General features: G+C 75.0%; 22 protein-coding genes. 12 read left to right on the top strand and 10 right to left on the bottom strand.

Annotated features, from left to right (window positions below; translation table 11 throughout):
* The first annotated feature begins 176 nt into the window (after nucleotides 1-176).
* Nucleotides 177-380, top strand: a complete 204-nt coding sequence (locus PV342_RS00110; RefSeq protein ID WP_018563672.1) for a cold-shock protein — start codon at nucleotides 177-179, stop codon at nucleotides 378-380.
* Between the two features lie 79 nt (nucleotides 381-459).
* On the opposite strand, the gene PV342_RS00105 is transcribed toward PV342_RS00110, so the two are convergent.
* Nucleotides 460-2,463, bottom strand: coding sequence for an AfsR/SARP family transcriptional regulator (locus PV342_RS00105; RefSeq protein WP_500315506.1), 2,004 nt, complete (start codon nucleotides 2,461-2,463; stop codon nucleotides 460-462).
* A 137-nt stretch (nucleotides 2,464-2,600) separates the two neighbouring features.
* Between PV342_RS00105 and PV342_RS00100 the strand changes: the two genes are divergently transcribed.
* Entirely contained in the window at nucleotides 2,601-3,479 is an 879-nt protein-coding gene (locus PV342_RS00100) for an alpha/beta fold hydrolase (protein WP_386994001.1), read from the top strand.
* 104 nt (nucleotides 3,480-3,583) lie between these two features.
* On the top strand, nucleotides 3,584-4,207 hold the full coding sequence (locus PV342_RS00095) for a DsbA family oxidoreductase (protein ID WP_500315505.1): 624 nt from the start codon (nucleotides 3,584-3,586) through the stop codon (nucleotides 4,205-4,207).
* Nucleotides 4,208-4,224: 17 nt separating this feature from the next.
* Here the strand turns inward: PV342_RS00095 and PV342_RS00090 are convergent, their stop codons facing one another.
* Both PV342_RS00090 and PV342_RS00085 read right to left on the bottom strand, forming a co-directional pair.
* Nucleotides 4,225-4,413, bottom strand: a complete 189-nt coding sequence (locus PV342_RS00090; protein ID WP_018563668.1) for a hypothetical protein — start codon at nucleotides 4,411-4,413, stop codon at nucleotides 4,225-4,227.
* Between the two features lie 297 nt (nucleotides 4,414-4,710).
* Nucleotides 4,711-5,916: an epoxide hydrolase family protein gene (locus PV342_RS00085; protein WP_500315504.1), complete on the bottom strand. Its 1,206-nt coding sequence runs from the start codon at nucleotides 5,914-5,916 to the stop codon at nucleotides 4,711-4,713.
* 221 nt (nucleotides 5,917-6,137) lie between these two features.
* Here PV342_RS00085 and PV342_RS00080 point away from each other — a divergent pair, with 221 nt between their 5' ends.
* Complete coding sequence (locus PV342_RS00080; protein WP_500315503.1) at nucleotides 6,138-8,945, top strand: helix-turn-helix transcriptional regulator; 2,808 nt, start codon at nucleotides 6,138-6,140, stop codon at nucleotides 8,943-8,945.
* A 12-nt stretch (nucleotides 8,946-8,957) separates the two neighbouring features.
* Here PV342_RS00080 and PV342_RS00075 read toward each other — a convergent pair whose 3' ends face one another.
* The 7 genes from PV342_RS00075 to PV342_RS00045 all read right to left on the bottom strand — a co-directional run bounded on the left by PV342_RS00075 (nucleotide 8,958) and on the right by PV342_RS00045 (nucleotide 15,400).
* On the bottom strand, nucleotides 8,958-9,557 hold the full coding sequence (locus tag PV342_RS00075) for a hypothetical protein (RefSeq protein WP_500315502.1): 600 nt from the start codon (nucleotides 9,555-9,557) through the stop codon (nucleotides 8,958-8,960).
* 115 nt (nucleotides 9,558-9,672) lie between these two features.
* Nucleotides 9,673-10,245, bottom strand: a complete 573-nt coding sequence (locus tag PV342_RS00070) for a TetR/AcrR family transcriptional regulator (protein ID WP_386998175.1) — start codon at nucleotides 10,243-10,245, stop codon at nucleotides 9,673-9,675.
* 190 nt (nucleotides 10,246-10,435) lie between these two features.
* A complete protein-coding gene (locus tag PV342_RS00065) occupies nucleotides 10,436-10,864 on the bottom strand; it encodes a MarR family winged helix-turn-helix transcriptional regulator (protein ID WP_500315501.1) in 429 nt (142 codons plus the stop codon).
* Between the two features lie 30 nt (nucleotides 10,865-10,894).
* Nucleotides 10,895-12,739: an asparagine synthase (glutamine-hydrolyzing) gene (gene asnB / locus PV342_RS00060; protein ID WP_386998179.1), complete on the bottom strand. Its 1,845-nt coding sequence runs from the start codon at nucleotides 12,737-12,739 to the stop codon at nucleotides 10,895-10,897.
* A 150-nt stretch (nucleotides 12,740-12,889) separates the two neighbouring features.
* Nucleotides 12,890-13,624: a polysaccharide deacetylase family protein gene (locus PV342_RS00055; RefSeq protein WP_500315500.1), complete on the bottom strand. Its 735-nt coding sequence runs from the start codon at nucleotides 13,622-13,624 to the stop codon at nucleotides 12,890-12,892.
* Entirely contained in the window at nucleotides 13,621-14,559 is a 939-nt protein-coding gene (locus PV342_RS00050) for a DMT family transporter (RefSeq protein WP_500315499.1), read from the bottom strand. Before PV342_RS00050 ends, PV342_RS00055 begins: the two co-directional genes overlap by 4 nt.
* Nucleotides 14,560-14,563: 4 nt before the next feature.
* On the bottom strand, nucleotides 14,564-15,400 hold the full coding sequence (locus PV342_RS00045; RefSeq protein ID WP_400797445.1) for an SDR family NAD(P)-dependent oxidoreductase: 837 nt from the start codon (nucleotides 15,398-15,400) through the stop codon (nucleotides 14,564-14,566).
* Nucleotides 15,401-15,792: 392 nt separating this feature from the next.
* On the opposite strand from PV342_RS00045, the gene PV342_RS00040 reads away from it, so the two are divergent.
* The 8 genes from PV342_RS00040 to PV342_RS00005 form a co-directional block, all read left to right on the top strand.
* Nucleotides 15,793-16,926 (top strand): MGDG synthase family glycosyltransferase, encoded by a 1,134-nt coding sequence (locus PV342_RS00040; protein WP_391576264.1) that lies wholly within the window; start codon nucleotides 15,793-15,795, stop codon nucleotides 16,924-16,926.
* Nucleotides 16,927-16,961: 35 nt separating this feature from the next.
* Nucleotides 16,962-17,444, top strand: coding sequence for an Ig-like domain-containing protein (locus PV342_RS00035; RefSeq protein ID WP_400797449.1), 483 nt, complete (start codon nucleotides 16,962-16,964; stop codon nucleotides 17,442-17,444).
* Between the two features lie 72 nt (nucleotides 17,445-17,516).
* Nucleotides 17,517-17,918 carry a helix-turn-helix domain-containing protein gene (locus PV342_RS00030; protein WP_386998189.1) on the top strand — a complete coding sequence of 134 codons (402 nt, stop codon included), beginning with the start codon at nucleotides 17,517-17,519 and terminating at the stop codon, nucleotides 17,916-17,918.
* 118 nt (nucleotides 17,919-18,036) lie between these two features.
* The gene (locus PV342_RS00025) at nucleotides 18,037-18,447 is read left to right on the top strand and encodes a VOC family protein (protein ID WP_400797453.1); all 411 of its coding nucleotides are present in this window, start codon (nucleotides 18,037-18,039) and stop codon (nucleotides 18,445-18,447) included.
* A 146-nt stretch (nucleotides 18,448-18,593) separates the two neighbouring features.
* On the top strand, nucleotides 18,594-19,673 hold the full coding sequence (locus tag PV342_RS00020; protein ID WP_400797456.1) for a trypsin-like serine peptidase: 1,080 nt from the start codon (nucleotides 18,594-18,596) through the stop codon (nucleotides 19,671-19,673).
* 187 nt (nucleotides 19,674-19,860) lie between these two features.
* Nucleotides 19,861-23,205 carry an ABC transporter permease gene (locus tag PV342_RS00015; RefSeq protein ID WP_500315498.1) on the top strand — a complete coding sequence of 1,115 codons (3,345 nt, stop codon included), beginning with the start codon at nucleotides 19,861-19,863 and terminating at the stop codon, nucleotides 23,203-23,205.
* A gap of 1 nt (nucleotide 23,206) precedes the next feature.
* Nucleotides 23,207-25,972, top strand: coding sequence for an FtsX-like permease family protein (locus PV342_RS00010; RefSeq protein WP_500315497.1), 2,766 nt, complete (start codon nucleotides 23,207-23,209; stop codon nucleotides 25,970-25,972).
* The coding region (locus PV342_RS00005; protein WP_500315496.1) for an ATP-binding cassette domain-containing protein at nucleotides 25,969-26,370 on the top strand (402 nt) is incomplete at its 3' end. The genes PV342_RS00010 and PV342_RS00005, both read left to right, overlap by 4 nt.

Raw genomic sequence — 26,370 nt, 5'->3', positions numbered from 1 at the left:
TGACACCTGTGCTACGTTAAGCGCGTTGCAGTTTTGGTACCCATGAACTTTACGTGCACCTGCCGGGATGTAACCGACAGGTGCACTTTTGTTTTCCGGTCCTTCCGGAGGGGTCATTGCGGCGACGGGAGGTCGCAAAGTGCGGCCTTCATGTACTGCTCCCAAAGGAGATTCCCATGGCGACCGGCACCGTGAAGTGGTTCAACTCGGAAAAGGGCTTCGGCTTCATCGAGCAGGACGGCGGCGGCGCCGACGTCTTCGCTCACTACTCCAACATCGCCACCTCGGGCTTCCGTGAGCTCCAGGAGGGCCAGAAGGTGAGCTTCGACGTCACGCAGGGCCAGAAGGGCCCGCAGGCGGAGAACATCCTCCCCATCTGATCCACCGGGGATGCAAGGGGCCGGTACCTCTCGGGGTGCCGGCCCTTCCTCTTCCCTGGGGGCGGCGCGGGCCCCGGGTCTACCGGGCGAGCGCCGCCGCGACGGCGCCCAGGTGGCGGTCCACCGGGCCCGCGGTGAGCAGACCGCTGCCGGCTCCCGCCAGTTGCCCGGCGGCGGGGAGCAGGCGGGCGTGGACTGCCTCGAGGACCTCGCGGTCGCCGAGCTCGACGGCGAGCACGCCCTGCAGACAGCACAGCGCCTCGTACAGCAGGTCGGGAGGCGGCTCGGGCAGGACCCGCAGGGCCGCCAGGGCCTCGGCGCGGCGGCCGGAGCGCAGCAGGGCGAAGGGTTCCGCCCACGGCCGGTACGGCCCCCAGTCCGCGGCCGGGTCCACGCGCTCGGCGAGCCGCGCCGCCGGGACGGCGCCGTCGGCCAGGTCGAGGCAGAGCAGCGAGAGCGGGAGCAGGCCGCGTTCGACGCCCGGCATCCCGGCGCCCTCCAGTCGCGCCGCGGCGGCCCGGTAGGCGGCTTCGGCCCGCGCGGCGCCCCCGTCCCCGGAGGCGGCCGTGCGCAGCGCGCCGTACCACTGGGTGAAGACGCCCGCCAGGGGCAGTTCATGACGTTCGGCGAGGACGTCGACCGCGGCGGCGTGCACGTCGGCCGCGGGGAAGTCGGCGAGGGCGCTGCGGGCCTGGAGGCGGATCAGGTGCCCGAGCACCTCGTACGTCGTCAGGCCGTGCCGCCGGGACAGCGAGACCAGTTCGGCGCCGATCTCGTCCCTGCGCGGGGCGAGGCCCGCCCGGGTGCACGTCTGCATGAACACCCCGTTGAGGGCGAACGCGAGGAGCGCCGGATCGTCGAGCCGGCGGGCCGCCTCCTCGGCCTGCCGCGCCGCCAGCGGTCCGCGCGGGGTGCGGACGCCGCGGGTCTCCACCGCGATCGTGGCCAGCAGCCGGCAGCGGGCCGTCTCGTGCGCGGCATCGGCGGGCAGTGCGGCCAGGGTGCGCTCGGCCGCGGCGACGACGCTCCGGGCCTGTTCCGGGTCGTCCCCTCGGGTCCAGATCGCGGGCACGTCGTAGGCGCCGATCACCCGGGCGGCCAGCTCCGGGTCGCCGGTCTCCTCCGCCGCGGTGACGGCCGCGAGACGGTGTTCGCGGGCGGCTTCCAGGCCGCCGCCCCCGGTCAGCGCGAGATTGCGCAGCAGGCCGACCGTCGACTCCAGCCGTGCGCGGGCCCCGGCGGCGACGGTGCGGTCGTACGCCTCGGCCGCCCGCGTCCACACGCGGGCGGCCGTGTCGCCCGGGTCGGCGGGCAACGGCGCCTGCGCGTCCAGCCGCGGGTCCTGGGCGAGTACGTCCGCCTCCAGGCGGCGCAGCGCCGGTCCCGGGTCGAGCCCCAGGCCCTGGGCCAGCATCGCCCGGGCCCTGCGCAGCACGGCGAGCGCGTCCCCCTGGCGGCCCGAGCGGTACAGCGCGAGCGCCAGGAGGCGCCAGGCGTCCTCACGCCACGGGTGCTCGGTCAGGTGCGCGTCCAGGTCGGGCACCGCCTCGGCGGCCAGGCCCAGGCGCAGCCGGGCCTCGGCGCGCCGCTCCACGGCCCGCAACCGCAGTTCGGCGAGGCGGGAGCGCTCGCCGCGGGCCCACTGCCGGTGGGCGTACTCGCCGTACGAGGGACCGCGCCACAGTTCCAGGGCCTCGCCGAGCCGCGCCAGGGCCGGCGCGGGCGACAGGGCCGCGGCGGCGTCGACGGCTGCCTCGAACCGCCAGGCGTCCACGCTGTCCGGGTCAGCCCGCAGGGCGTACCCGGTGCCCGCGGTGACCAGGAGCCGGGCCGGTGCCCGGGGCGGCCGCCCCGGTTCCAGCTCGCGGCGCAGCGCCCCTACGAAGGTCTGCACGGCCCCGACGGCTCCGGCCGGCGGCTCGTCCCACAGATCCGCCACCAGGCGGTTCACGGGTACGACGCGGCGGCGTGCAACGACCAGCCGGGCCAGCACCTCCCGGTGCCGCGGTCCCCCGAGCGCGAGCGCGCGACCGTCGCCGTCCCAGGCGTCGACCGGCCCGAGCACACCGAACGCGACCCGCACCCTGCCCACCTCTCCGGCCGTCATCCCCCGCTGCCACGGTACGCGCTGACCGGTTGCTGATTCGCGGGCGGGAGGCTCGGTTCGTCCGCCGCCGGCGGGCACCCGACTCCCCCGACCACGGAACGAGAGAACGCACCATGACACCGGTCGTCCCCGGCTTCACCCACCACCGCGTCCCCGTCGCCGACGGCGTCGCCCTCAACGTCGCCGTCGGCGGCTCGGGCAGCCCCGTCGTGCTGCTGCACGGCTTCCCGCAGACCCATCTCATGTGGCGGCACGTCGCCGCCGACCTGGCCGCCGACCACACCGTGATCTGCCCCGACCTGCGGGGTTACGGTGCCAGCGACAAGCCGGCCGCGACGGGACCCGCCACGTACGCCAAGCGCACCATGGCCGCGGACGTCGTCGCGCTGGCCCGCGCGCTCGGTCACGACCGCTTCGCGCTCGCCGGACACGACCGCGGCGCCCTGGTCGCCTTCCGCGCCGGGCTCGACCATCCCGACGCGGTCAGCCGGCTGGCCTGTCTCGACGTGCTGCCGACCCTGGACATGTGGGACGTGCTGCGCGGCGCCGGCGCGGCCGTCGCCTTCCACCTCTACCTGATGGCCCAGCCTCCTGGCCTGCCCGAGGCGTTGATCGGCGCCGCCCCCGACGCCTTCTTCGGCCACTTCCTCGACGTGTGGAACCCGTCCCCGGACGCCGTCCCGCCCGCGGTGCGCGCCGCGTACCTGGACGCGTGCCGCGCGGCCGTCCCCTCGATCGTGGCCGACTACCGCGCCTCGGCGACGGTCGACATCGACCACGACCGCGCCGACCGGGCAGCGGGGCGGCGGCTGCGGATGCCGGTCGCGGTCCTCCAGCAGGACTGGGGCGCCGCCCTCGGCTACGACGCCCGCGCACTCTGGCAGGCCTGGGCACCGGATCTGACGCACACCACGGTCGGCTGCGGCCACTTCATGGCGGAGGAGGACCCGGAACTCGTCGCGACGGCACTGCGCACGCTCGTCGCCTCCTGACCTCCGCACGCACGCGCGCCCGGGTGAGGGGAAGAGGACGGGAGAGGAATTCGTTACGGACATTAATCGTAACGAAACATGGGAACCCCATCGAGGAGGACCCGATGCCTGCCACCCTCGCCCCCGGGACCGGCTCGCCGCCGCGCATCGCGACCGCCGAGCACTGGTTCGACTTCATCTGCCCCTACTGCTACGTCGCCCAGGACCGCTCCCGGATCCTCCGGGAGCACGGGGTCCACGTGGTCGGGCACGCGCTGCAGATCCACCCCGGGATCGGGCCCGGCGGCGTACCGGCCGGCCCGCGCACGGGCCCCGGCTACGCGTTCCTCGCACGGGAGGCCGAGGCCGCCGGCCTCCCGCTGCACTGGACGGACCGCGTCGCCTGCTCCCGCCCGGCGCTGGCGGCCCACGAGTGGCTCGCCGCCACCGCCCCGCAGGCCGCCTGCCGCTTCGCCGTCGCCGTGTTCGACGCCAACTTCGCCGACCGCCTCGACATCGAGTCCCGGGAGCTGCTGCTCTCCCTCGCGGCCGAGTCCGGCGGCGACGCGGACGGACTGCGCGCGGCATGGGATTCCCCGGCGATGAACGGCGCGCTGGCCGCGTCGAAGTCGCTCGCCGTGCGGTACGGCGTCCACTCCACGCCCACCTGGGTCTCCGGCCGGCACGGCATCGCCGGGCTGCGGCCCCGGGAGTGGTACCGGGACTGGGCCGAGGCACTCACGTCCTGAGCCGGGACGGCGGCGGCCTACTTCAGCAGCGCCTCCATGTGGGCCGCGGCCTCGCGGGCGGCCTCGTCCGGGGTGCGGCCCTGCTCACGGGCGAACAGGTAGGCGGCGTACCAGTCCCACCAGTGGTGCTCCGGTGCGGTCGCCTCGTACGCGCCGTGGCGGTCCTCGGTCTCGTGCAGGAGCCCGGCCAGGGTCGGAACGTCCATGGCGGAACCTCCTCTGTGATGGGCCCGGAATCCCACCGTCCGCGCTGACGGTGGGATTCCGCAACCCGGGACGACTGGGCCGTATCGTCACATGCCCTCGCCCCACCTTCGGCCGGGGGCGTCCTCACCCCGCGGCGCCTGGCACCGCACTCCCCCAACTGACGCCGGGAGGTGCCCCCACGCTGCGTTGTCGCATCGTCCGAGCAGCCCACCACGAGGACGATCCTCCGCCTTGCGATGCACCGCACCGGGGGCCCCTCCCAGCGGTAGCTGGGGGAGCCAAGGTGACGACAAGGCCTAGCCCTGGCGCATCGCGCGGAAGCCCGTGCGGAGCTCGTTCACGAACAGCTCCGGCTGCTCCCAGGCGGCGAAGTGCCCGCCCTTGGGGAGCCGGTTGTAGTGGACCAGGTTCGGGTAGGCCTGCTCGGCCCAGCTCCTGGGGGCCTGGTAGAGCTCGTCCGGGAAGACGCTGACGGCGACGGGAAGCTTGACGCCCTTCGCACCGAAGAACGGGGTCGTGTTCTCCCCGTACAGGCGGGCCGCGGAGACCGCCGTGTTGGTCAGCCAGAACAGCGTGATGTTGTCCAGGACGTCGTCGCGGGACAGGCCCTCGCTCACGCCCTCGAAGGAGCGGGTGATCAGCTCCAGGCTGGCCTTGTCGTGGTCGAGCATGAAGGCCGCCAGGCCCACCGGGGAGTCCGCCAGGGCCGTCAGCGACTGCGGGCGCGAGCCCATCATGTACGCGTAGTACACGTGCCGGTACACGAAGTCGAGCTGCTCGACGGCGGCCTTCTCCTCGTCGTTGGCGAGGACGACGTCGGACGGCAGCGGGTTGCCGGCCACGATCGCCTCCTCGATGGCGGGCGGGATCACCTTCGGCATGTTGGTGTGGATGCCGGCCAGGCCCTCGGGCTCCTGCACGCCCATGAGGTCCGTGACGACCGCGCCCCAGTCGCCGCCCTGCGCGACGTACTTGGTGTAGCCCAGGCGCTTCATCAGCTCGCCCCAGGCGGCGGCTATGCGCTCCGGCCCCCAGCCCTTGGCGGTGGGCTTGCCGGAGAAGCCGTAGCCCGGCATCGAGGGGATGACCACGTGGAAGGCGTCGGAGGCGTCGCCGCCGTGGGCGGTGGGGTCGGTGAGCGGCTCGACGATCTTCAGCTGCTCGACGATCGAGCCCGGCCAGCCGTGCGTCACGATCACCGGCAGGGCGTCCGCGTGCTTCGAGCGCACGTGGACGAAGTGGATGTCCAGCCCGTCGATCTCGGTGATGAAGTGCGGCAGCGCCTTCAGCCTCGCCTCGACCTTGCGCCAGTCGTACTCCGTCGCCCAGTAGCGGGCGAGTTCCTTGACCGTGGCGAGCTGGGTGCCCTGCGACTGGTCGTCGACGGTCTCCTTCTCGGGGAAGCGCGCCGCCTCGATGCGTGCGCGCAGGTCCGCGAGTTCCGCATCGGAGAACTCGAACGTGAACGGACGGATCTCCGGGTTCTGCGGAGTGAAGGACATCTGGCTCTCCTCGTCGTCTGCGGCGACCCTGCGTCGCCGGCTCACCCAAGGTGGCCGAAAGGAGCGGGTATCGCCCCAGTGGAACCCCCGGGGATCACCCCGGGGCCGCGCCCCCGGGGTGTCCCTGGCACCCCGGGGGGCAGCAGCCCGGAGCAACTCCCCCAAAACGCATGAATGAACTAAAATGACCACGTCAGGCAGGAGATCAGGAAGATCGACTCATGGGTGTGCCCGCGATCGACGCACAGCTCGGACTGCGGGGCCGGGAGAAGGAGATGGCCGCGCTCGAGCGGGTCCTGGCCACGGCGCGGTCGGGCACCAGCGCCGTCCTGGTCGTACGTGGCGAGCCGGGGATCGGCAAGACCGCGCTCCTCGACCACGCGGCGGCCCGGGCCGCCGGGTTCTGCACCGCCGCCATCGCGGGCGTCGAGGCGGAGATGGAGTTGCCGTTCGCCAGCCTCCACCAGTTGTGCGCACCCCTGCTGGACCGGCTCGACGGGCTGCCCGGACCGCAGCGGGACGCCCTGTCCGTCGCGTTCGGGCTGCGGGAGGGCACCGCGCCCAACCGGTTCCTGGTGGGCCTGGCCGTGCTGAGCCTGCTGGCCGGCGCCGCGGAGGAGCGCCCGCTGGCGTGTTTCGTCGACGACGCCCAGTGGCTCGACGACGGGTCGCGGCAGGTGCTGGCCTTCGTCGCCAGACGTCTGGTGGCCGAATCCGTGGCCCTGGTCCTGGCCGTACGCGAGCCCGACGACGACCGGGAGCTGGCCGGACTCCCCGAGCTGACCGTGAAGGGGCTCAGCGAACCCGACGCACGCGCCCTGCTGGCCTCGGCCGTCCGCGTGCCGCTCGACCCGCTGGTGCGGGACCGGATCGTCGCCGAAGCCCACGGCAACCCGATGGTCCTGCTGCACCTGCCGAGTACGCTCACCCCCTCCGAGCTGGCAGGCGGCTTCTGGCTCCCGGGCAGGTGTGCGGCGGCGGGCCACGTGGAGAGCGCGTTCCGCCGGCGGTTCCTGTCGCTGCCGCGGGACAGCCGCCGGCTGCTGCTGACCGCCGCGGCCGAACCGACCGGCGATGTGGCGCTGCTGTGGCGCGCGGCCGCCGCGCAGGGCATACCGGCGGACGCTGCGGGTCCGGCCGAGGCCTCGGAGCTGGTCGAGTTCGGCGCCACGGTGCGTTTCCCCCACCCCCTGGCACGCTCGGCCGTCTACCGGCGGACGCCGGCGCCCGAGCGCCGGGCGGCGCACCACGCGCTGGCCGAGGCCACCGATCCCCGCCTCGACCCCGATCGCCGGGCGTGGCACCGCGCCCACGCCGCAGCGCGGCCCGACGAGAGCGTCGCCCTCGACCTGGAACGTTCGGCGTGCCGCGCGCAGGGGCGGGGTGGGGCCGCCGCCGCTGCCGCGTTCCTGCGTCAGGCGGTCGAGCTCACCCCCGATCCCGCGCGCCGCGCCGGCCGTGCCCTGGCCGCCGCCCAGGCCGCCATCGACTCCGGCGGGGTCGACCGGGCCCGCACCCTGCTGGCGACTGCCGACGCCGGCCCGCTCGACGAACTGCAGCGCGCCCGGCTGGAGCGGCTGCGCGCCCGCCTGGAGTTCTCGCAGGTGCGCGGAAGCGTCGCGCCCCGGCTCCTGCTCGACGCGGCGCGCCGGCTGGAGCCGCTCGACAGCGCCCTGGCCAGGGACACGCTGCTCGAGGCGGTCGGCGCGGCGATCTTCGCGGGCGGCCTCAGCGAGGGGCCCGGGCTGCGCGAGATCGCGGAGGAGGCCCGTGCGGCGCCCGCGCCCCCGGTGCCGCGGACGCTCGACGTGCTCCTGGACAGCGTGGCCGCTCTGGTGCTCGACGGCTTCGCGGCGAGCGCGGACGCTCTCAGGGACGCGCTGGGCCGCGTCCGCCAGGAACTGCGTTCCGGCGCCGTGCGCGCGGACGGCGACCGGCGCTGGCTCTGGCTGGCCTGCCCGGTGACGCCCGAACCCCTGGCACTGGAGCTGTGGGACGACGCCGCGTGGAGCGAACTGGCGTCCGGAGCGGTGTGCGTCGCCCGCGCGGGAGGAGCACTTGCCGTCCTCCCGATGGCGCTCAGCTTCCAGGCGTGCTTCCACGTGCACGCCGGCGAGTTCGACACCGCGGAGGCGCTGATCGACGAAGCGGCGGCGATCTCGGAGGCGACGGGCAGCGTACCGATGGTGTACACCTCGCTCCTGCTCGCCGCCTGGCGGGGGGAGGAGTCCCGGGCGCTGGACCTGATCGAGCACCACATCCGGGAGGTGGGTGACCGCGGCGAGGGCCGTGCCCTCACTCTCGCCGAGTACTCGACCGCCGTGCTCCACAACGGACTCGGCCGCTACGACGCCGCGCTGCAGGCCGCGACGCGCGCCTGCCGGTACGAGGACCTGGGCTTCCTGGGGTGGACGCTGTTCGAACTGATCGAGGCGGCCGCCCGCAGCGGCCGGCCCGAGGCGGCCGCCACCGCGCTGGAACGGCTCTGCGAACGCACCGGCGCCAGCGGCACGGAGTGGGCGCTGGGCACCGAGGCCTGCGCACGCGCGCTGCTGAGCGACGACGACCGCACCGCCGACGCGCTCTACCGGGAGGCGGTCGACCACCTGGGCCGCTGCCGTATCGCGGTGCAGTTGGCCCGCACCCGGCTGCTGTACGGCGAGTGGCTGCGCCGCCGCAACCGCCGCCAGGAAGCCCGCATCCAACTACGCGCCGCCCACGAGGTGTTCAGCGGGCTCAGGGCGGACGGCTTCGCCGAACGCGCCCATCGCGAGCTGCTGGCGACCGGGGAGACCGTACGCAAGCGGACGGTCGGCGCCGCCGACCGGCTGACAGGCCAGGAGGCCCAGATCGCGGCGCGGGCGAGGGACGGGCACACCAACTACGAGATCGCCGCGCAGCTGTTCATCAGTCCGCGCACGGTGGAGTGGCACCTCGGCAACGTCTTCACCAAGCTCGGCGTCTCCGGGCGGCGGCAGCTGCGCACGGCGCTGCCCCCCACGGGGACGGCGACCGGGCAGTGGGGCTGAGCCGCGGGCTCGTCAGCCCCTGTCCACCAAGCGATGGGGCCTGCCGTCGGACGGGGAGAGTTCGACCACGTGGACCTCGTCCCGTTCTCCGACGTCCACCGTCAGGCGGACCCGGTCCGGCCCGTGCCACTCCGCCGCGCGCAGGGCGTAGTAGTCCCCGTCGACGAAGCCGACGTGCCGGCGGCGCGCCGTCAGCCCGGACCCCTCGTCGACGTAGACCCACCACAGCGGGTCGACCATGGCCGCTCCCTCCTCGACCACCAGGTGCCGGTCGGGGCGGTCCGGCGCCCCGGCGCGCATGGTCTCCTGCCCGCCGGAGAACCCGAACAGGCCGGCCGCCAGCGTCACCACCAGCGTGCCGAGGACGCCCGCCACCAGGAACAGGGTCCGCAGGATGGCGCCCCGCACCGCGAGGAGCAGCGCCGCGGTCAGGGTTGCCCCCACCGCGACGGTGAACACCACAGGATGGTCCAGGAGTTGGGCGGCGAGCAGCAGCCCGCCCGAGCGGCGCCGCTCCCGCCGCCCGGTCCACGCGCCGAGGATCAGCAACCCCGCGACTCCGACCAGCACCAGAACCGCCGCCCGCCGGCGACGGTCCGTCATCTCGGCCACACCCAGCTCCCCACTCCTGACGTCCGGACGCGCACAGACCAACCCGCGCCGATCAAGCAGCGGTCCCGCCGGTCCCCCGTGATCGCGGGACCCGCGCGCACGGCGCGCCGGCTCGTCAACCGCCGGTGGCCCGCAGTCCGTTGACCACCAGCTCGGTGACACGGCGGTCCCGGTCCCGGTCCCGGCCGAGGGTGTCGCCGCCGACGCGCCAGAGGAAGCCCATCAGCAGCAGCACGTCCTGCGGGGCGAGTCCGGGGCGGACACTGCCGTCCGCCTCGCAGGCGCGCAGCAGCGTACCGACGGCGCCGACGACGCGGCCGCAGGTCTCGTGGACGACGGTGTCCCGGGCCGCCGCGCCGTGCAGGGCCTCGCCGAGTCCGTGCTTGACGCGGACGCAGTCCGCGAGGGACGTGAACCAGATGCGGAACGCCTCCAGCGGGCCGTGCGCGGCGAGGAGGTCGTCGACGGAGTCGATCAGGCGCTGGACGTCGTGCCGGTAGACGGCCAGGACGAGGGCCTCGCGGGTCGGAAAGTGCCGGTACAGCGTGCCGGCGCCGACGCCCGCCCGCTTGGCGATGGTGTTGAGCGAGGCGGCGCCCGATTCGGCGAAGGCCTCCTGGGCCACCCGCAGGATGTGCTCCCGGTTCCGGAGCGCGTCCGCGCGCCGGCGGGCGTCCGTACCGGTCACGGGGCCTCCCCATCGCATCGTCGGGTGCGGTGGAGCCCGCCCCGCCGGAGGGTGCTCCCGCCGGGAGCGTACTCCAGGCCCATCGCCCGTCACCCGCGGTGATCGGCCAGGCCGGTGGCGCGTGGCCGTGGCGTCCAGCGTCGGTCGCGTCCGGGTGCCGGTCGGGTCCGGTGCCGGTCGCGTCCGTGTGTCAGTCGCAGTCCGTGAGGCGGCGCAGCACCCGGCCCGCCTCGAGGACCTTGCGCACGTCCTCCGGCGGCAGGGTGGCGAGGCGCCCGGCGAGCGCCTCCGCCTCGCCGCGGGCCATCCGGACGAGTTCCCGCCTCCCCGGCGCGGTCATGACCACCCGGGTGGCACGGCCGTCGGCCGGGTCGGGTTCGCGGCGCACCAGTCCGCCCGCCTCCAGCCGGCCCACCGCGGCGGTGATCGTGGGCTGGGTGCACGCGGCCCGCTCGGCGAGGACGCCGACGCGGCAGGGACCGTACTGGTTGAGCAGGGCGAGGACGATCAGCGGGGTCGGCTGGACCCGCGGCTCGGGGCGGGCCCGGCGCAGCAGCCGCACCAGGCGGTGCAGGGAGACCACGAAGTCCAGGGCCTCGTCCTCGCTGACCGCCGCCATCCTCCGCCCCCTCGCTTCGTCCGTGTCGGGTCAGGGAATCCCGATCGTCGGCGAGTACAGGTCCATCCACAGCGCCAGGTCGAGGGCGCGTTCCAGGCCGTGCCGGGCGGCGTGGGTGCTGACCGGGGTGTCGGTCCTCACCGCGTCCTCCAGCCAGGTCCGGCTGACCAGGTCGAACACCGGGTGCGTGGGCCTGGCCAGCAGGTCCCTGGCGTTGTCCTGGAGCGCGACGAAGTACCTCGGGTCCTGGGTGGAGGGGTAGGGGCTCTTGACCCGGTCGTAGACCGAACGGGGCAGCACGTCGGCGGTGGCCTCGCGCAGCAGGCTCTTCTCCCTGCCGTCGAAGGACTTCAGCGACCAGGGCGCGTTGTAGACGTACTGGACCAGTCGGTGGTCGCAGAACGGGACCCTGACCTCCAGCCCGTTCGCCATGCTCGCCCGGTCCTTGCGGTCGAGGAGGATGCGCACGAAGCGGGTGAGGTGCAGGTGGCTGATGACGCGCATCCGGTACTCGAAGTCGCTCTCGCCGTCGAGGCGATCGACCCCGGCGACCGCGCGCCGGTAGCCGTCGTGGACGTAGCCCTGCAGGTCCAGGGCCTTGGCCATCTGGTCCGTGAGGATGTTGCCGTCGTCGCCGAACTCGGTCGAGAACCGCACCAGCCAGGGGAAGGTGTCGGCCCTGCGGGCCTCCTCGTCGAAGAACTGGCGGTAGCCGCCGAAGACCTCGTCCGCGGACTCGCCCGAGAGGGCGACGGTGGAGTGCTGCCGGATGGCCTTGAACAGCAGGTAGAGCGAGGAGTCCATGTCCCCGAGCCCGGCCGGGATGTCGCGGGCGCGGATCACCCTCGCCCGCACCTCGGGATCGGCGAGCTGGTCGGAGTCGAGGACGATGTCCTGGTGCTCGGTCCCGCACAGCTCCGCGACGTCGTGGACGAACGGGGTGTCGGGGGTCCCGCGCAGGCTGTCGGGGACGAAGTGCTCGGTCTGGCCGACGAAGTCGACCGCGAAACTGCGCACCTTCTCGCCCTGTTCGCCGAGCTGCCGCGCCGCGAGCGCGGTCATCGCCGAGGAGTCCAGGCCGCCCGACAGCAGGGTGCAGCGCGGCACGTCGGAGACGAGCTGGCGGCGCACGATGTCCTCGAGCAGCTCGCGCACGCGCGCGATCGAGGTCTCCTTGTCGTCGGTGTGCGGCTCGGTCCGCAGCGACCAGTAGACGTGGGTGCGGATGCCGCCCCGCCCGACGGTGACCACCGTGCCGGGCTCGACCTCGCGCATGCCGTCCCAGATCGCGTGACCGGGCGTCTTGACGAAGGCGAAGAGCTCCCGCAGCCCGTCCAGGGTCACGCGGCGCGGGACGAGGGGGTTGGCCAGGATCGCCTTGGGCTCGGACCCGAACAGCACGCCGTCGTCGGTCGGGTAGAAGTAGAAGGGCTTGATCCCCATCCGGTCGCGGATCATCACGAGCTTCTGCTCACGGCTGTCCCAGATGGCGAAGGCGTACATGCCGTTGAGCCGTTCGGCGACGGCCTCACCCCACTCCAGGTAGCCGCGGAGCACCACTTCGGTGTCGGAGGTGGTGGTGAAGCGGTGGCCGCGCGCGGTCAGTTCCTCACGCAGTTCGGCGAAGTTGTAGGCCTCGCCCGAGTAGACCATCGCCACCGCGCCGCCCTCGGGTCCCTCGGCGCTCATCGGCTGCCGGCCGCCCGGCAGGTCGATGATCGCGAGCCTTCGGTGTCCGAGCGCGGCGGGCCCGTCCACCCAGGTGCCGCGGTCGTCGGGCCCGCGGCAGGCCATCGTCTCGGTCATCGCGTCGACTGTTGCCTGCTCGTTCCGCAGGTCCCTGCGGAACGAGATCCATCCGGCGATTCCGCACATGCGTATGCCTCCGGGCGCTAGCTGTGCCCGACCGTCGTCCGCTGCGTCACGGATCGGGTCGGCCCTGGCCGGCTCCGAGGCGCGATTGTCACTCCGAGTGATATGTATCGGGCACCTATCTATCGAGTCTCCGTCGGCTAGTGCCAGGCGTCAAACGCCCGCACCGACCCCGTGGTCCCCCAGGGGACCGACCGTCAGACCGGCCTCCCGGCAGGTCGTGACCAGCGCGGGGAGCGCCGCGAGGGTCGCCCGCCAGGACCCCGGCGCCGAGGCGTGGTCGCTGTCGTGGAGCAGGACGGTGGCGCCCGCACGCAGATCGGGGCGGAGGGTCGCCAGCACGGATTCCGCGGTGGCGCCGGGCGTCCAGTCGCGGCCCCAGGCGCTCCACAGGACCGGGGTCAGGCCGACGCGGCGGGCCGCCGCCCATCGGCCGCCGGTGAGGATGCCGTACGGGGGGCGGTACCAGAGCGGCGCGGTGCCGCAGGTGTCGCGGACCGCCAGGACGGCGCGGGCCAGGCCCACCCGCTCGCGTGCGGCGTCCGGCAGCCAGGGTCGGTCGTGGGTCCAGCCGTGGACGGCGATCTCGTGGCCGCGCCGGACGGCCTCGCGCACGACCCGGGGATGGCCGTCCACCCGTGCGCCCAGGACGAAGAAGGTGGCACGGACCGACAGTTCGTCGAGGGCGTCCAGGAAGCGCGGTGTGGAGAGCGGATCCGGTCCGTCGTCGAAGGTGAGGGCCACATGGTCGGGACGTCCGAGGCCGGCCAGGGCGGGGAAGGCGCGGCGGCGCAGTCCGGGGAGCCAGGTGGCGGCCGGGACGATGTGGCCAGCCGCCAGGACGCCCGCCGCGAGCGCGGCCCGCCGGACGTCGCCGCCGGGCCTCACCGCGGCCCGCCGTGGACGGGACGGTGACGGCCCTGCGCCGCGCCCGGGCCGTGCCCCCGCGGCACGTCCCAGCCGCCGGCAACCGCGGGCGAGCGCGACAGCCCGACGGCCCCGGCGGCCATCAGGGCGACACCCGCCGCCTCGGGCACCACCTGCGCCCCGAGCGCGATCCGCTCCTCGAAGAGCACCCAGCCCAGCGCCACGCTCACCACCGCGTCCCCGATGGTGAGCGCCGGCTGGGACGCCGCGAGGCTGCCGGCCCGCAGGGTGACCTGGAGCAGCAGCAGGCTGAGCAGCCCGACGGTGCCCGCCGCGTACAGCTGCCAGGAGGCGAACACCCGGGGCAGGCCGTCCGGGACGAGGCCCGTGACGTCCTTGATCAGCGCCGCCGTGCAGGCGAAACACGCAGCGGTGGCGCACCCCAGGACGCAGGCCCGCGCGCCACCGCTCAGCACCCTCCCGACGAGCCACAGGACGAGCACCAGCACCGCCAGCGGCACGGCGGCGCGCGGCCAGGTGCCCGGCAGGGCCTGCGCCTCGCCGCCGGAGGGCCTCGCGGCGCCGAGGAACAGGGCCAGTCCCCCGGCCAGCGCGAGGAACCACAACCAGGTCCCGGCGTCGGGCCGCCGGGAGAACGCGAGGCTTCCCGCCATCAGGGTGAACAGCAGCTCGGTCGCCATCAGCGGCTGCACGACCGACAGCTGCCCCACCGCCAGGGCGCTCGCCTGCAGGGCCCCGGAGACGACGAGCGCCGCCATCCCGGCCGCCCAGAACGGGCGCCGGACCAGTTCCAGCAGGTGACGCAGCCGCCCGCGCAGACCGTGCCCCGCGCCCCCTTCCTCCTCCTGCTGCAGGGCGGCGCGCCGCTGCAGCGCGGAGGCCGCGCCATTCGCGAGGGCCGCCAGCAGCGCCAGCACGACCGTCAGGACGGGCACCGCGTCATCCGTACTTGCCCGCGAGGCGCCGGTAGACCCACGGCATCACACCGCGCACCGCGACCGGGACACGCAGCCAGCGGGGCACATACACCTCGTCCCGTCCGCGGCGGATCGCGTCGGTCACCACCCTGGCCACCCGCTCGACGGGCATCGGGCGGGGCCGGGAGCGGGTGTACGCCACACCCCGCGTCGCGAAGAACGGCGTGTCGACGACGCCCGGGACGACATGGGTGATCCTGACCCCGCTGCCGGCCAGCTCGTAGCGGAGCGAGTCGGCGAAGGCGCCGAGTGCCGCCTTGGCCGCGGAGTAGGCGGCCTCCTCGCGGACGCCGACGGTGCCCGCGAAGGAGCCGATCAGCACGATGTGGCCGCCGCGCCGCGCCAGCATGCCCGGCAGCACCCGGCGGACCAGCTCCATCGCCGAGACGACGTCCACCATGAAGATCCGTTCGATGACGCCCTGCGGCATCGAGGCGAAGGGGCCCGCCCAGCCGATGCCCGCCCCGGCCACCAGCAGGTCGACCCGGCCGCCCGTCACGAGCGCGGCGTCACGCACCAGCCGGCCGGTGCCCCCGGGGTCCTCCAGGTCGGCCGGCAGCGCGGTCGCCGAGGTGCGCTCGGCCACCGCCCGCAGTCGCTCGTGGTCGCGGCCGCTGACCAGCAGTCGCCAGCCCTCGGCGGCGAGGCGGTCGGCGACCGCCGCGCCGATGCCCGAGGACGCGCCGGTGACCAGCGCGACCGGGGCCGGTCCGCCGCCCGTGTCCGCCGGACCGCGCACGGGCTCGCCGTGCACGGCCTTGCCGCCGTCGGGGACCGCTTGGGGAGGGTGAGAGGTCATGGCACCGCTTTCTGTCCCTGCCGCTGCAGCTGCCGCCCGGGAGGGCCGGTGCGGCTCCCCGGGGCACGTCCCCCTCCGGTCTCAGTAAACCGCCCGATCGCCGGACCGGCTCTGTGGGCGACCCGCCGGGAGACGAGGGGCCGGTGCGCCCGGGCCAGGGGTGACGTCCGGCGGGCCGCGACCGTGCGACGCGGACGGCCCTGCCGCCCGCCGCACCGCGACGCGCGTCACCGGATCGTCGGGGGTGACACGGAGAGGTATCCACGATTCGTTTCAAGACGGGGCAAATCGGTTAGACCCGAGTAGTCCGCGACTGGTGTACGAGGTGATCACGTGCCGGATGTGCTCGCAGCTGCCCCGCCCGCTTCCTCCCGGCGGGACGTGGTGTCGCGGTGACGCACACCGGGCGGGCGGCCCGTACGCCCCGGCGTTTCCTCGTGCTCAGCGCCTCCATGGGCGCCGGTCACGACGCCGTCGCCGACGAGCTCGTCGCGCGGCTCACCGCCCGCGGCGGGCAGGCCCAACGGGCCGATGTCCTGGACCTCCTGCCCGCGCACGCAGGCGCGGCGCTGCGCGGGTTCTACCGCGCCACCGTCCTGCACCTCCCGCTGCTCTACGCGGGCATCTACGCGACGTTCCTGCGTCCGGGCGGGTCACGCCGCACCCCCGGCCCGGGCGGGCTCGCCGGGCTCGCCGAGCGCGGGCTCGCCGAACTCGTCCGGCGCGAGCGGCCGGGGCTGGTCGTCCCGGTCTTCCACCTGGCCGCCCAGCTCACCGGCGGGATGCGGGCGCGCGGATCGCTCCAGGTGCCGAGCGCGGTGGTCGTCACGGACTTCGACGTGCACGGCCAGTGGCTGCACCCCGGCAACGACCTGTACTGCTGCCTCACGGAGAGCGCCGCCCGCCGGGTGCGGGAGGCCACCGGCCGGCCGGCCGCGGCGACCGGGCCCCTGGTGGCCTCCCGCTTCCTGGCGCCCGCCCCGGACGCCGGGCCCTGGCAGCGGGTGTTCCGTGCCCGGGCGCCGGAGCGGCCGGCCGTCCTGCTCTCCGCCGGCGCCTGGGGAGCCGGAACACACCTGGCGGACACCGCCGCCCTGCTCGCCCGGGCCGGTTTCCTGCCGGTGGCGCTGTGCGGCGAGAACCGGCGGCTGCGGGCCCGCCTCTCCCGCGTCCCCGGGACGCTCGCGCTGGGCTGGGAACGGGACATGCCCGCGCTGATGAGCGCGGCGGACGCGCTGGTGGACAACGCCGCCGGGCAGACCGCGCTGGAGGCGCTGGCGATGGGCCTGCCCGTCGTCGGCCACCGCCCCATCCCGGGCCACGGCAAGGCCGGGGCGCACCAGATGGCCGCGCTCGGGCTGACCCGCTTCGCCCCCGACCCGTGGACGCTGATCGACGTCCTGGACGGCCTCACCCGTCCGCGCCGCGAGCGCCGCACCCCCTCCCCGGCCGCGGCGGCGCTCTTCGCCCCGGACACCGCGGCGCACCTGATGGAGGCCTGCGCACCGGACCCGGTCGCGGTCTGACCTGACGGACGCCCTGCCGCACGCCGTGTCCCGCGATGACCGCGGTGGTGGGTGCCGCCTCGCCGGCGGCGGCGGCCGATCAGTCGACGACGACGCTCCAGATCTCACCCACGACAGCCGCCGCCGGGTCACCCGTGCAGCTGACCGCGCGGGTGTTCTGTCCCGGTGAGCCGGGCGGTGGCGTCGGCCTCGGAGTGACGCTCTTCGACGGCGGGAACATCCTCGATACGCGGCCGGTCGTGGCCACCGGGTTCGCCAGCTACGTGGCCAGGTTCGCGACCAGCGGGACACACACGATCACGGCCGCGTACAACGGGAACGTCAACTGCTTCGCCTCGAACGCCAAGGCGACGGTCACGGTGACCCCGGCCGAGTACTGCTCCTACGGCACCGACTCGTGCCGGGACGGCCAGGGCCGCCGGCCGGGGTCGTCGGAATGCCGGACCCGCCGGTCGGCCCCGGGCGTCCACCGGGCGGTCCGGCCTTTCGGCTCGCCCGACGGGTGCCGGTCCTGGTGAACCCGGTGTGAGGGCGGCCGTCGCGCACGCCGTCCACCGCCCCTGTTCGGGGCGCCGGAAACCTGTGGTCTCATGGGCTGCGTGAGCCGCGCCGCAGAAGAGACCAACCGCCGGATGCTCCGGGCACGGGACGCGATGGACCGCGCGTACGCGCAGCCGCTGGACGTACCGGCGCTGGCGCGGATCGCCCATGTGTCGCAGGCGCACTTCACGCGCACCTTCCGGGCCACCTTCGGCGAGACGCCGCACCGCTACCTGCAGCGCCGCCGGGTCGAGCGGGCGATGTTCCTGCTGCGGGAGAGCGACCGCAGCGTGACGGACATCTGCTTCGAGGTCGGCTTCGGCAGCCCGGGGACCTTCAGCCGCACCTTCCGGGACATCGTGGGCACGTCGCCGCGGGCGTACCGCGGGCAGGCGACGGCGGTGGACGTGCCGACCTGCTTCGCCAAGGCCTGGATGCGGCCGAGGGCCTGATTGCCGGCGGAGGCGGGCGGACCTCGTGGGCCGGGCAAGCCCTGCCGACCCGGCCGACCCGGCCGACCGAGCAGTTTTGGATAAGTTTTCCGCCGGCCCGGCCAGTAGCGTGATGTCCATGTTCAACGCCATCACGCACTCGCAGATCTACGTCCTCGACCAGGACGAGGCCCTCGACTTCTACGTCGGCAAGCTCGGCCTGGAGGTGAACGCCGACGTCGACCTGGGCTTCATGCGCTGGCTCACGGTGAGCGTCCCCGGCCACCCGGAGCGCCAGATCCTGCTGGAGAAGCCGGGCCCGCCGGCGCTGTCCGAGGAGACCGCGCAGCAGGTCCGCGAGCTGGTCACCAAGGGCGCCATGGGGGGCCACCTGATCTTCAGCACCGATGACTGCCGCAAGACGTACGAGACGCTCCGGGACCTCGGCGTGGAGTTCACCGAGGAGCCGACCGAGCGCCCGTACGGGATCGACTGCGGTCTGCGCGACCCCTTCGGCAACAGCATCCGCTTCACCCAGCCGAAGGCCTGAGGCCCGCCCCGCCGCGGGCGCCCCGGGATCCGTCCCCACCGACTGCCCCTCCCGGACGTCTGTATCGCACGTCCTTCCGCCCGGAGGTCCCCGTGCCGTCCGGCACGCGGCCTCCCGGGCGGGCGATCGGCGTCCCGAGGAGCAGCATGCCGTCACATCAGCCACCGCGTTCCGCGCACTTCCACCGGCCGCTCCTCGCGGCCGTCCTCGCCGCCGCGGCCGTGCTCGTCACGGCCCCAGCGGCGGACGCCTTCGGGGCCGTCCCGCCGGACACTGCCGCCGCGGCCACCCACGACCAGGCGGTCAGCCGGGCCGAGCGGCGGGCCGTCCTCGACTACTGGACGCCGGAGCGGATCGCGGCGCTGACCCGGCCGTCGTCCGGCAACCCGCCCAGGAGCGGCCCCGACGGAGCCCCGTGGACGGCGAGGAACGCCCTCGCCCGTACGGTGGGCCGGTTGTTCTTCACCGACCACGGCGAGGACGCCAGTTGCACCGCCACCGTCGTCGACAGCGCCAACGGCAGCACCGTGGTCACCGCGGGGCACTGCGTGAACAACACCGACCTCATCGGTGAGGACGACCAGTGGACGCGAAACGTGCTGTTCGTGCCCGGCTACCGCGACGGACGGGCGCCCTACGGGAAGTTCACCGGCCGGCTGGGCGTCGTCGCCCCGGCCTGGCTGGAGAACGACCAGCAGCACGGCGAGGTGTACGGCGCCTACGACCAGGGGTTCGTCGTCCTCAACGCGGACGCGCGGGGCCGGACCGTGCAGGCCGCGGCCGGCGCGGCGCAGAGGATCGGCTTCGACCGTCCCGGGGGCCGGACGGTCCACCAGTTCGGCTACCCCCGTTCGGCCTCGGACCCGGACCGCGAGGGCCTGCCCGAGTACACCGGCGAGCGGCTCGCCTACTGCACCGGCCGGGCAGAACAGGTCGTCGGCACTGCCGAGTTCCCCGCCGCGAAGGGCCTGTGGGGGGCCGAGTGCGTCATGGGCGGCGGCTCCAGCGGCGGCCCGCGGATAGCCGGCCTCGACCCGGAGTCCGGAGTGGGCACCGTCGTCGGCGACAACTCCGAGGGCAGCCGGCTCGACGCCGGGGGCAACACCTGCGATCCCTGGGAGCCCGCCCCGGACTGCACCCGCCGGCTCGTGGGCCCGCAGTTCACCTCCGCCGTCACCGGGCCGCTCTACGAGCGCGCCGAGCGCGCCGGGCGCGCCACCCGCTGAGTCGCCGGCACCGGCCGCACGGTGCCTCCCGGCCACCGCCGGGGGGCACCGTCCGCGTCGTGCGTCCAACAACGCCCAGGGCACAGCGTGTTGGGTCCGCAACCGGTGACCGACGAGGCCTCTCACCCGGGCCGGGCGGGCGTTAGTCTGTGCCATCTCATTGCACGGGCCATCGAGAACGGGGGGCGTGGTGTCGGCGTTCGTGTTCCTGCGTCTGCGCGCGCATCGTCTGCTGCTCGGCGCCGCGGTGCTCTCCGTGCTCCTCACCACCTGCGCGGTCGCGGCGCTCGCCGCGTTCAGCTCGGCCGTGGGGGACGCCGGTCTGCGCCGCGCGCTACAGGAGCAGTCGGCCGCACGGACGCTGGTCGAGATCACCGCCGACGTGGACGGCAAGGACCCGGGCGCCGCGGACAGGGCCGTGCGCGCGACATTGAGCGGCGCCTACGACGGCCTGCCGGTCTCCGTCGCCGGGGTCACCCGTTCCGGCCCGTACGGGCTGCCGGCGGCGCTCCGCCCGCCCGGTTCCCCGCGCACCGTGGACCCGGACCTGACGGTGCTGTCGACGCTGGACCGGGCGCGGGTGACCATGACCGAGGGCGCCCTGCCCGGTCCGCCTGCGGACGGTGGCCCCGTCCCGGTGGCACTGCCGGAAGCGGCCTTCGCGGCGCTGAAGGTGCGCACCGGGCAGGTGATCTCCCTGACCGACCGCCTGCACCGCGGCGCGCTGCGGGTGCGCGTGACCGGGACCTACCGGCCGGTCGACCGGTACGCCCTGTACTGGCGGCTCGACCCGCTGGAGGGCCGCGGCGTGCGCACGCTCTCCTTCACCACGTACGGGCCGATGCTCGCCGACCCGGCGGCCTTCGGCTCCGGCGGCGTCCCCGCGGTGCAGATGGTGTGGCAGACCCGCGGGGACTTCACGGCGATGACCACCGCCCGCGCCGACGACGTCAGCGGGAGCGTCCGGCGGACCGTGCAGCGGCTGGACACCCTGCGGGCCGCGAACTCCGTCACGGCGGACAGCGAACTGCCCGGCTTGCTCACCGAGTTGCGCGGCACCTTGCTGGTCAGCCGGTCGACCCTGCTGATCAGCGTGCTGCAGCTGATGCTGCTGGCGGCGCTGTCGCTGCTGCTGGTGGCCGGGCTGCTCGTGGAGGAACGTTCCGGCGAGACCGCGCAGTTGCGGGCCCGCGGCGGCTCGCGCGCCCAGATGACCGGCCTCGCCGCGGCCGAGGCCCTGCTGCTGACCGTGCCGGCCGCGGTGCTGGCCCCGCTGCTGGCCGGGCCGCTGGTGCGGCTGCTGGCCGGTCACGGTGCGCTCTCCAGGGCGGGGGTACGGCTGGAGCCCTCGCCGGCGACCGCCTGGTGGGTGGCGGCGCTCACCGCGTTCGCCTGTGCGCTCGCCGTCGTCGGACCCGTACTGCGGCACTCGGGGACGTACGCGCAGCAGTCCACCGCACGGCGGCGTCGGCGGGCGCTGCCCGCCGCCGCGCAGGCGGGTGCGGACGCGGGTCTGGTGCTCGTGGCCGGCCTGGCGTTCTGGCAGTTGTCCCGTCGCGAGGCGGGCAGCGGGGCGCTGAGCACGGACACCTCGGGACGGCTGGGGCTGGACCCGGTCCTGGTCGGGGCGCCCGCGCTGTGCCTGCTGGCGGGTGCGGTGCTGGCGTTGCGGCTGCTGCCGCTGGCGGCCCGGCTCGGCGAGCGCCGCGCGGCGAGGGCCCGCGGGCTGCCAGCGTCCCTGGTCGGCTGGCAGCTGGCGCGCCGTCCGGGGCGCGGGGCGGGGCCCGCCCTGCTGCTCGTCTTCGCCGTGTCGATCAGCATGTTCGCGATCGGGGAGAACGGCACCTGGACGCGTTCGCAGGCCGACCAGGCGGACTTCGCGGTCGGCGCGGACCTTCGCGTGTCCGGCTCCGCCACACCCGCGTTCGGACAGGGCGGCAGCTACGACGACGTACCCGGCATCGCGGCCGTCACCCCGGCCGTCCGCGACACGGTGTCCCTGCCCCGCGACCGCGACGCCACCGTCGTGGCCGTGGACACCACCTCGGCCGCCCGTGTCCTGCGACTGCGCGACGACCTGTCCGCCCAGCCCCTCGCCGACCTCATGCGGCCGCTGCGGGCGGACGGCGGCCCCGCCGCCCGCAGCGCCGGGTTCGCACTGCCCGACGGCACGGACCGGCTCCGCCTGGCGGTCCGCCTCCGGTCCCTGGGGGCCGGGGACCGTACCGTCGCGGGCACCGTCACCGACCTGCTGTTCGCGACGCTGACCGACCGCTACGGCGTCCCGTACACCCTCCCTCTGGGCGAGGTCCGGGCGGACGGCGAGCAGCACGTGCTGGAGGCCGACTTCGGATACGTGACCGGCCGCGCGCGGGGCGCGGCCCCGGCCGGGCCGCTGCGTCTGACGGGCCTGCGGGCCGAGTACCCGGTGCCCCGGCGCAACGAGCGGCACAGCCTGACCGTCACCGGCGTACACGCGGTGACCGGTGGCGGCCCGCGCGAGGTGCCCGCCCCTACCACGACGACGTGGTCCGCCCGCACGCAGATCGACAACCCCGACTTCCCCGAGGCTCCCGGCCTCGGCTACCGCCCCTCGCACGCCGGCACACCGCGCTCAACGGCCGGAGCCCCGCTGAGCGTCCGCTACGACACGGGCGAGGAGCCCTTCCAGAAGGACACACCGGGCGGCGCCGACGCGGCCTCCCTCACCCTGCGGGCGGGGCCTCCGCCGCCCGCGGTGCTGCCCGCGGTCGTCACCGACGCCTTCCTGGACGCGGTCGACGCGAGGCCCGGCAGCACCGTCCCCGTCGAACTGAGCGGCACACGGCTGTCCCTGCGCATCACGGGGTCGGTCCTCGCGCTGCCCACCACCGGGCGGGACGGCTCCACCGGAACCGGTGGCGGCGCCGTCCTGCTGGACCTGGCGAGCCTCGACCGCGCGCTCGCCTTCCAGGAACAGCGCCCGCTGGAACCCACCGAGTGGTGGCTCGCCGCGGGGCCGGCCGGCGCGCCCCGGGTGGCCTCGGCCCTGCGGGCCCGGGGCGACGCCGCCACGATCGTGGTCCGCGACGAGGCGCGGGCGGAGTTGCGGCGTGATCCGCTGGGCGCGGGTCCGCTGTCGGCCCTGCCGGCGGCGGTGGTGGCGGCCGCCGTGCTGGCCGCCGTCGGTTTCGCGGTCGCCGCGGCGGGTGCCGTACGGGAGCGCTCTGAGGAGTTCGCGGTGCTGCGGGCGCTGGGGGCGCCGAGGAGGTCGCTGGCCCGGGTCATCGCGGCGGAGCAGGGGCTGCTGGTGCTCACGGCCGTCGCGGTGGGGGCGCTGCTGGGCGGTCTGCTGACCCGCTCGATCGTGCCGTTGATCGTGCTGACGGCACGGGCGGACAGCCCGGTGCCCGCGGTGCGCGTGGAGTTGCCGGCCGTGCCGCTGCTGGAGCTGCTGGCCGCGGTGGCGGTGCTGCCGCTGCTCGCGGTGGCGGTGGCGGCACTGCGCACGGCCGATCCGGTCCGCGCGTTGCGCCGGCAGGGAGGGGAGTGAGTTGACCGAGACGCGTTCGGCCCGGCAGTCCTCGTGGACCGCCGCCCGTCTGCGCGCCGCCCCGGGTGGGGCGCTGGCACTGGCGGCCCTGGTGCTGGTGACCGCGTTCCTGGCGGCCGCGCTGCCGCGCACCGTCGAGGGCTACGAGGACACCGCGCTGCGGGACACCCTGCGGCGGGCCTCCCTTTCCGACCGCAGCGTCACCGCCACCTTGGACGTGTCGTACTCCGGGGTGCGCGTCGGAGGCGGTTCACCGTTCCGGGCGAGCGCCCTCGCCAGGACCGAGGACGCGTTCCGCGGTGTGGTGCGGCCCCCGTTGGCCCTGGACACCGCGCAGACGGTGTACGGGGTGCGCAACGCGGTGGCGGCGGCCGCGACCGATCCCGGCCTGCCGCGACCGACCAAGGAGCGCGACCCGCGGGCGACGCTCGTCTCGCAGCCCGGCCTCGCCGCCCGCTCCCGGCTCCTCGCGGGGCGCATGCCCGCGTCCACCTCCGGTGAGCGCGAGGTGGAGGCGGCGCTCACCGCCCGGACCGCGAAGGTGATGGGTCTGCGCGCGGGTTCCTCGGTCCGCCTGATGGACACGACCGGGGCCGGACTGACCGTGCGGATCACCGGGATCGTCCAGCCCCGCTCGCCCGGCGAGGCCTTCTGGAACGCCGAGCAGGACCTGCTCGCCCCGACCTTGGTGAGCGTCCCCGGACCGCCCGGCGAGGACCCCGAGCACTACTGGCACTTCACCGCGCTGATCGGCCAGGACGCGGCGGGCGTGGTGCTCGACCTGCCCGAGGGCGCCCGCCTGTACTGGCACCACCCCGCCGACGTCGGCGCGCTCTCCGCCCGCGACGTGCCCGCGCTGCGCGACCGGCTGGCGTCGCTGTCGGGCGGGCCGGACTCCACCCGGCTGCGCCTGACGACGGGCAGCCCGGCCATCACCGTGGACCAGGACGGACTCGCCGAACTGCTGGGGCCGTTCGTACGGGAGCGGGAGGCCGCCGCACCGCTGGTGCTGATAGCGACGGTGGGCGTGGGCACGGTGGCGGGCATCGTGCTGCTGATGGCGGGCGGACTGTCGGCGACCCGCCGCCGGACCGAACTGCGGCTGCTGCGCGCTCGCGGGAGCAGCCTGACGGGCCTGTGCGCCCGGCTGCTGACGGAGAGCGCGGTCGTGGTCGTCCCGTGCGCGGCGGCCGGGGTACTGCTCGCGCTGCTGCTGGTACCGGCCGAACGGACGGCGGTGTCCGTGCTCGCGGGGGTGCTGGTGGCGGCGGTCGCCGTCCCGGCGCTGCCACTGCGGGCAGTGGTGCTCGCCCGCCGGACGGGACCGGAGCAGCGCGACGACCTCGTGCAGACCCGGCCCTCGCGCCGCCGTACGGTGGCCGAGCTGACGGTGGCGGTCGTCGTGACCGGCGCGGTCGTGGCACTGCGGCGCCGTGGCACCGCGGAGGGCGGCGCCGACCTGCTGACCGCGGCGGCACCGGTGCTGGTCGCCGTCATCGGGGCGCTCGTCCTGCTGCGGCTGTACCCGCTGCCGTTGCGGCTGCTGTCCCGCCCCGCGGCCCGGCTGCGGGGCACCGTCCTGTACCTGGGGCTGGCCCGGGCCGGCCGTACGCCCTCCGCCACGGCACTGCCGCTGGTGGCGGTGCTGGTGGCGCTGGCGGTGACGTCGTTCGGCGGCTCCGTCCTCACCGGCGTCGAGAGCGGCCGCGACCGCGCCGCCACGCGCGCGGTCGGCGGCGACGCGCGGATCGAGTCCCTCACCACGCTCCCGAAGGGGCTGGACGCGCGGGTCCGCCGGGTGCACGGCGTGCTCGGCACCTCGCCTGTGCGGATCGAGACGGGACTGTCGACGACGCCGGCCGGGACCTCCTACGACCTGGTGGTCGTGGATCCGGCGCGTTACGCCGCCCTGGTGGCGTCGACGGGGATCGGGGCCCCCTTCCCCGCCGCGAGCCTGGAGGGCGACGGCACCGGTCCGCTCCCCGCCGTCGTCTCCCCCGGGCTGGAAGGGGAGTTCGGCACGACGACCACGACCGTGCAGGCCTCCGCCGGGGCGACGCCGGTGCGCACGGTCGCCGTGCGCGACGTGACCCCGGCCGTCCTGGGCGGCGACTTCGTGATCATCTCCGCCGAGGGGCTGGCCCGCACGCATCCCGAGACCGCCCGCTCCCCCGTCCAGGCCGCCACCGCTCTCTATGTGACCGGGCCGCGGGTGGACGGACGGGCGCTGGACGCCGTCGCGCGCACCGCCGCATCGGACCTGACGGCGACTCTGCGCTCACAGGAGCGCGCCTCGTTCACCTCCTCGGCCCTCCAGATCGGTGCGCGCCGGGTGTATCTGGCAGCCGTGGCGGCGGGCGCCGGCTACAGCGCACTGGCCCTGCTGCTGTCCCTGATGGTGCACACACCGCAGCGCAAGGCGCTCCTCGCCCGATTGCGGACGATGGGCATGACGAGCCGCCAGCGGCAGTGGATCGCCGTCCTGGAGACGCTGCCGCAGGTCCTGCTCGGTGCGCTGGGCGGCATCCTGGTCAGCCTGGCCACGGTGCCGCTGCTGCGTCAGGGGGTGGATCTGACCGCGCTGGCCTTCTCCGCGGGCGAGCCGGTCACCGGGGTGTCCGAGGCGGTGCTTCGCACGGACCCGCTGTCGCTGCTTCTGCCGTCGGCCTCGCTGGTGGTGCTGGCCTGCGTGGTGCTGGCGGTGCAGGCCTGGCTGACAGGACGACGGGGAGAAGGAACCGAACTCCGGATGGGGGAACGATCATGAGTCAGCACACGTCCGGGACCGCCGAGCGCGGCAACGTCACACTGGCCGACCTGGAACGACGCGTCACCGAGAGCCGGGAACAGCCCGCCTACGGCCACGACGCCCTGATCGTCTGCGACCGCCTGGTGCGGATCTTCACCGCCCAGGGCGTGGAGGTCCAAGCCCTGCAAGGCCTGGACCTACTGGTGCGACAAGGCGAACTGATGGCCCTGGTCGGCGCCTCCGGCAGCGGCAAATCCACCCTGCTCAACATCCTCGCCGGCCTCGACACCCCCACCGCGGGCGCCGCCTCGGTGGCAGGCTTCGACCTGCTCGCCATGAACAGCGCCGCACGCCTGCGCTACCAGCGCGAAGTCGTCGGCTTCGTCTGGCAGCAGACCTCACGCAACCTGCTGCCC

It is taken from the genome of Streptomyces sp. PA03-3a, from assembly GCF_033792735.1.
Lineage (GTDB): Bacteria > Actinomycetota > Actinomycetes > Streptomycetales > Streptomycetaceae > Actinacidiphila.
Note: the sequence above shows the minus strand (reverse complement) of the source record. Positions and strands in the feature narration are given on the sequence as shown.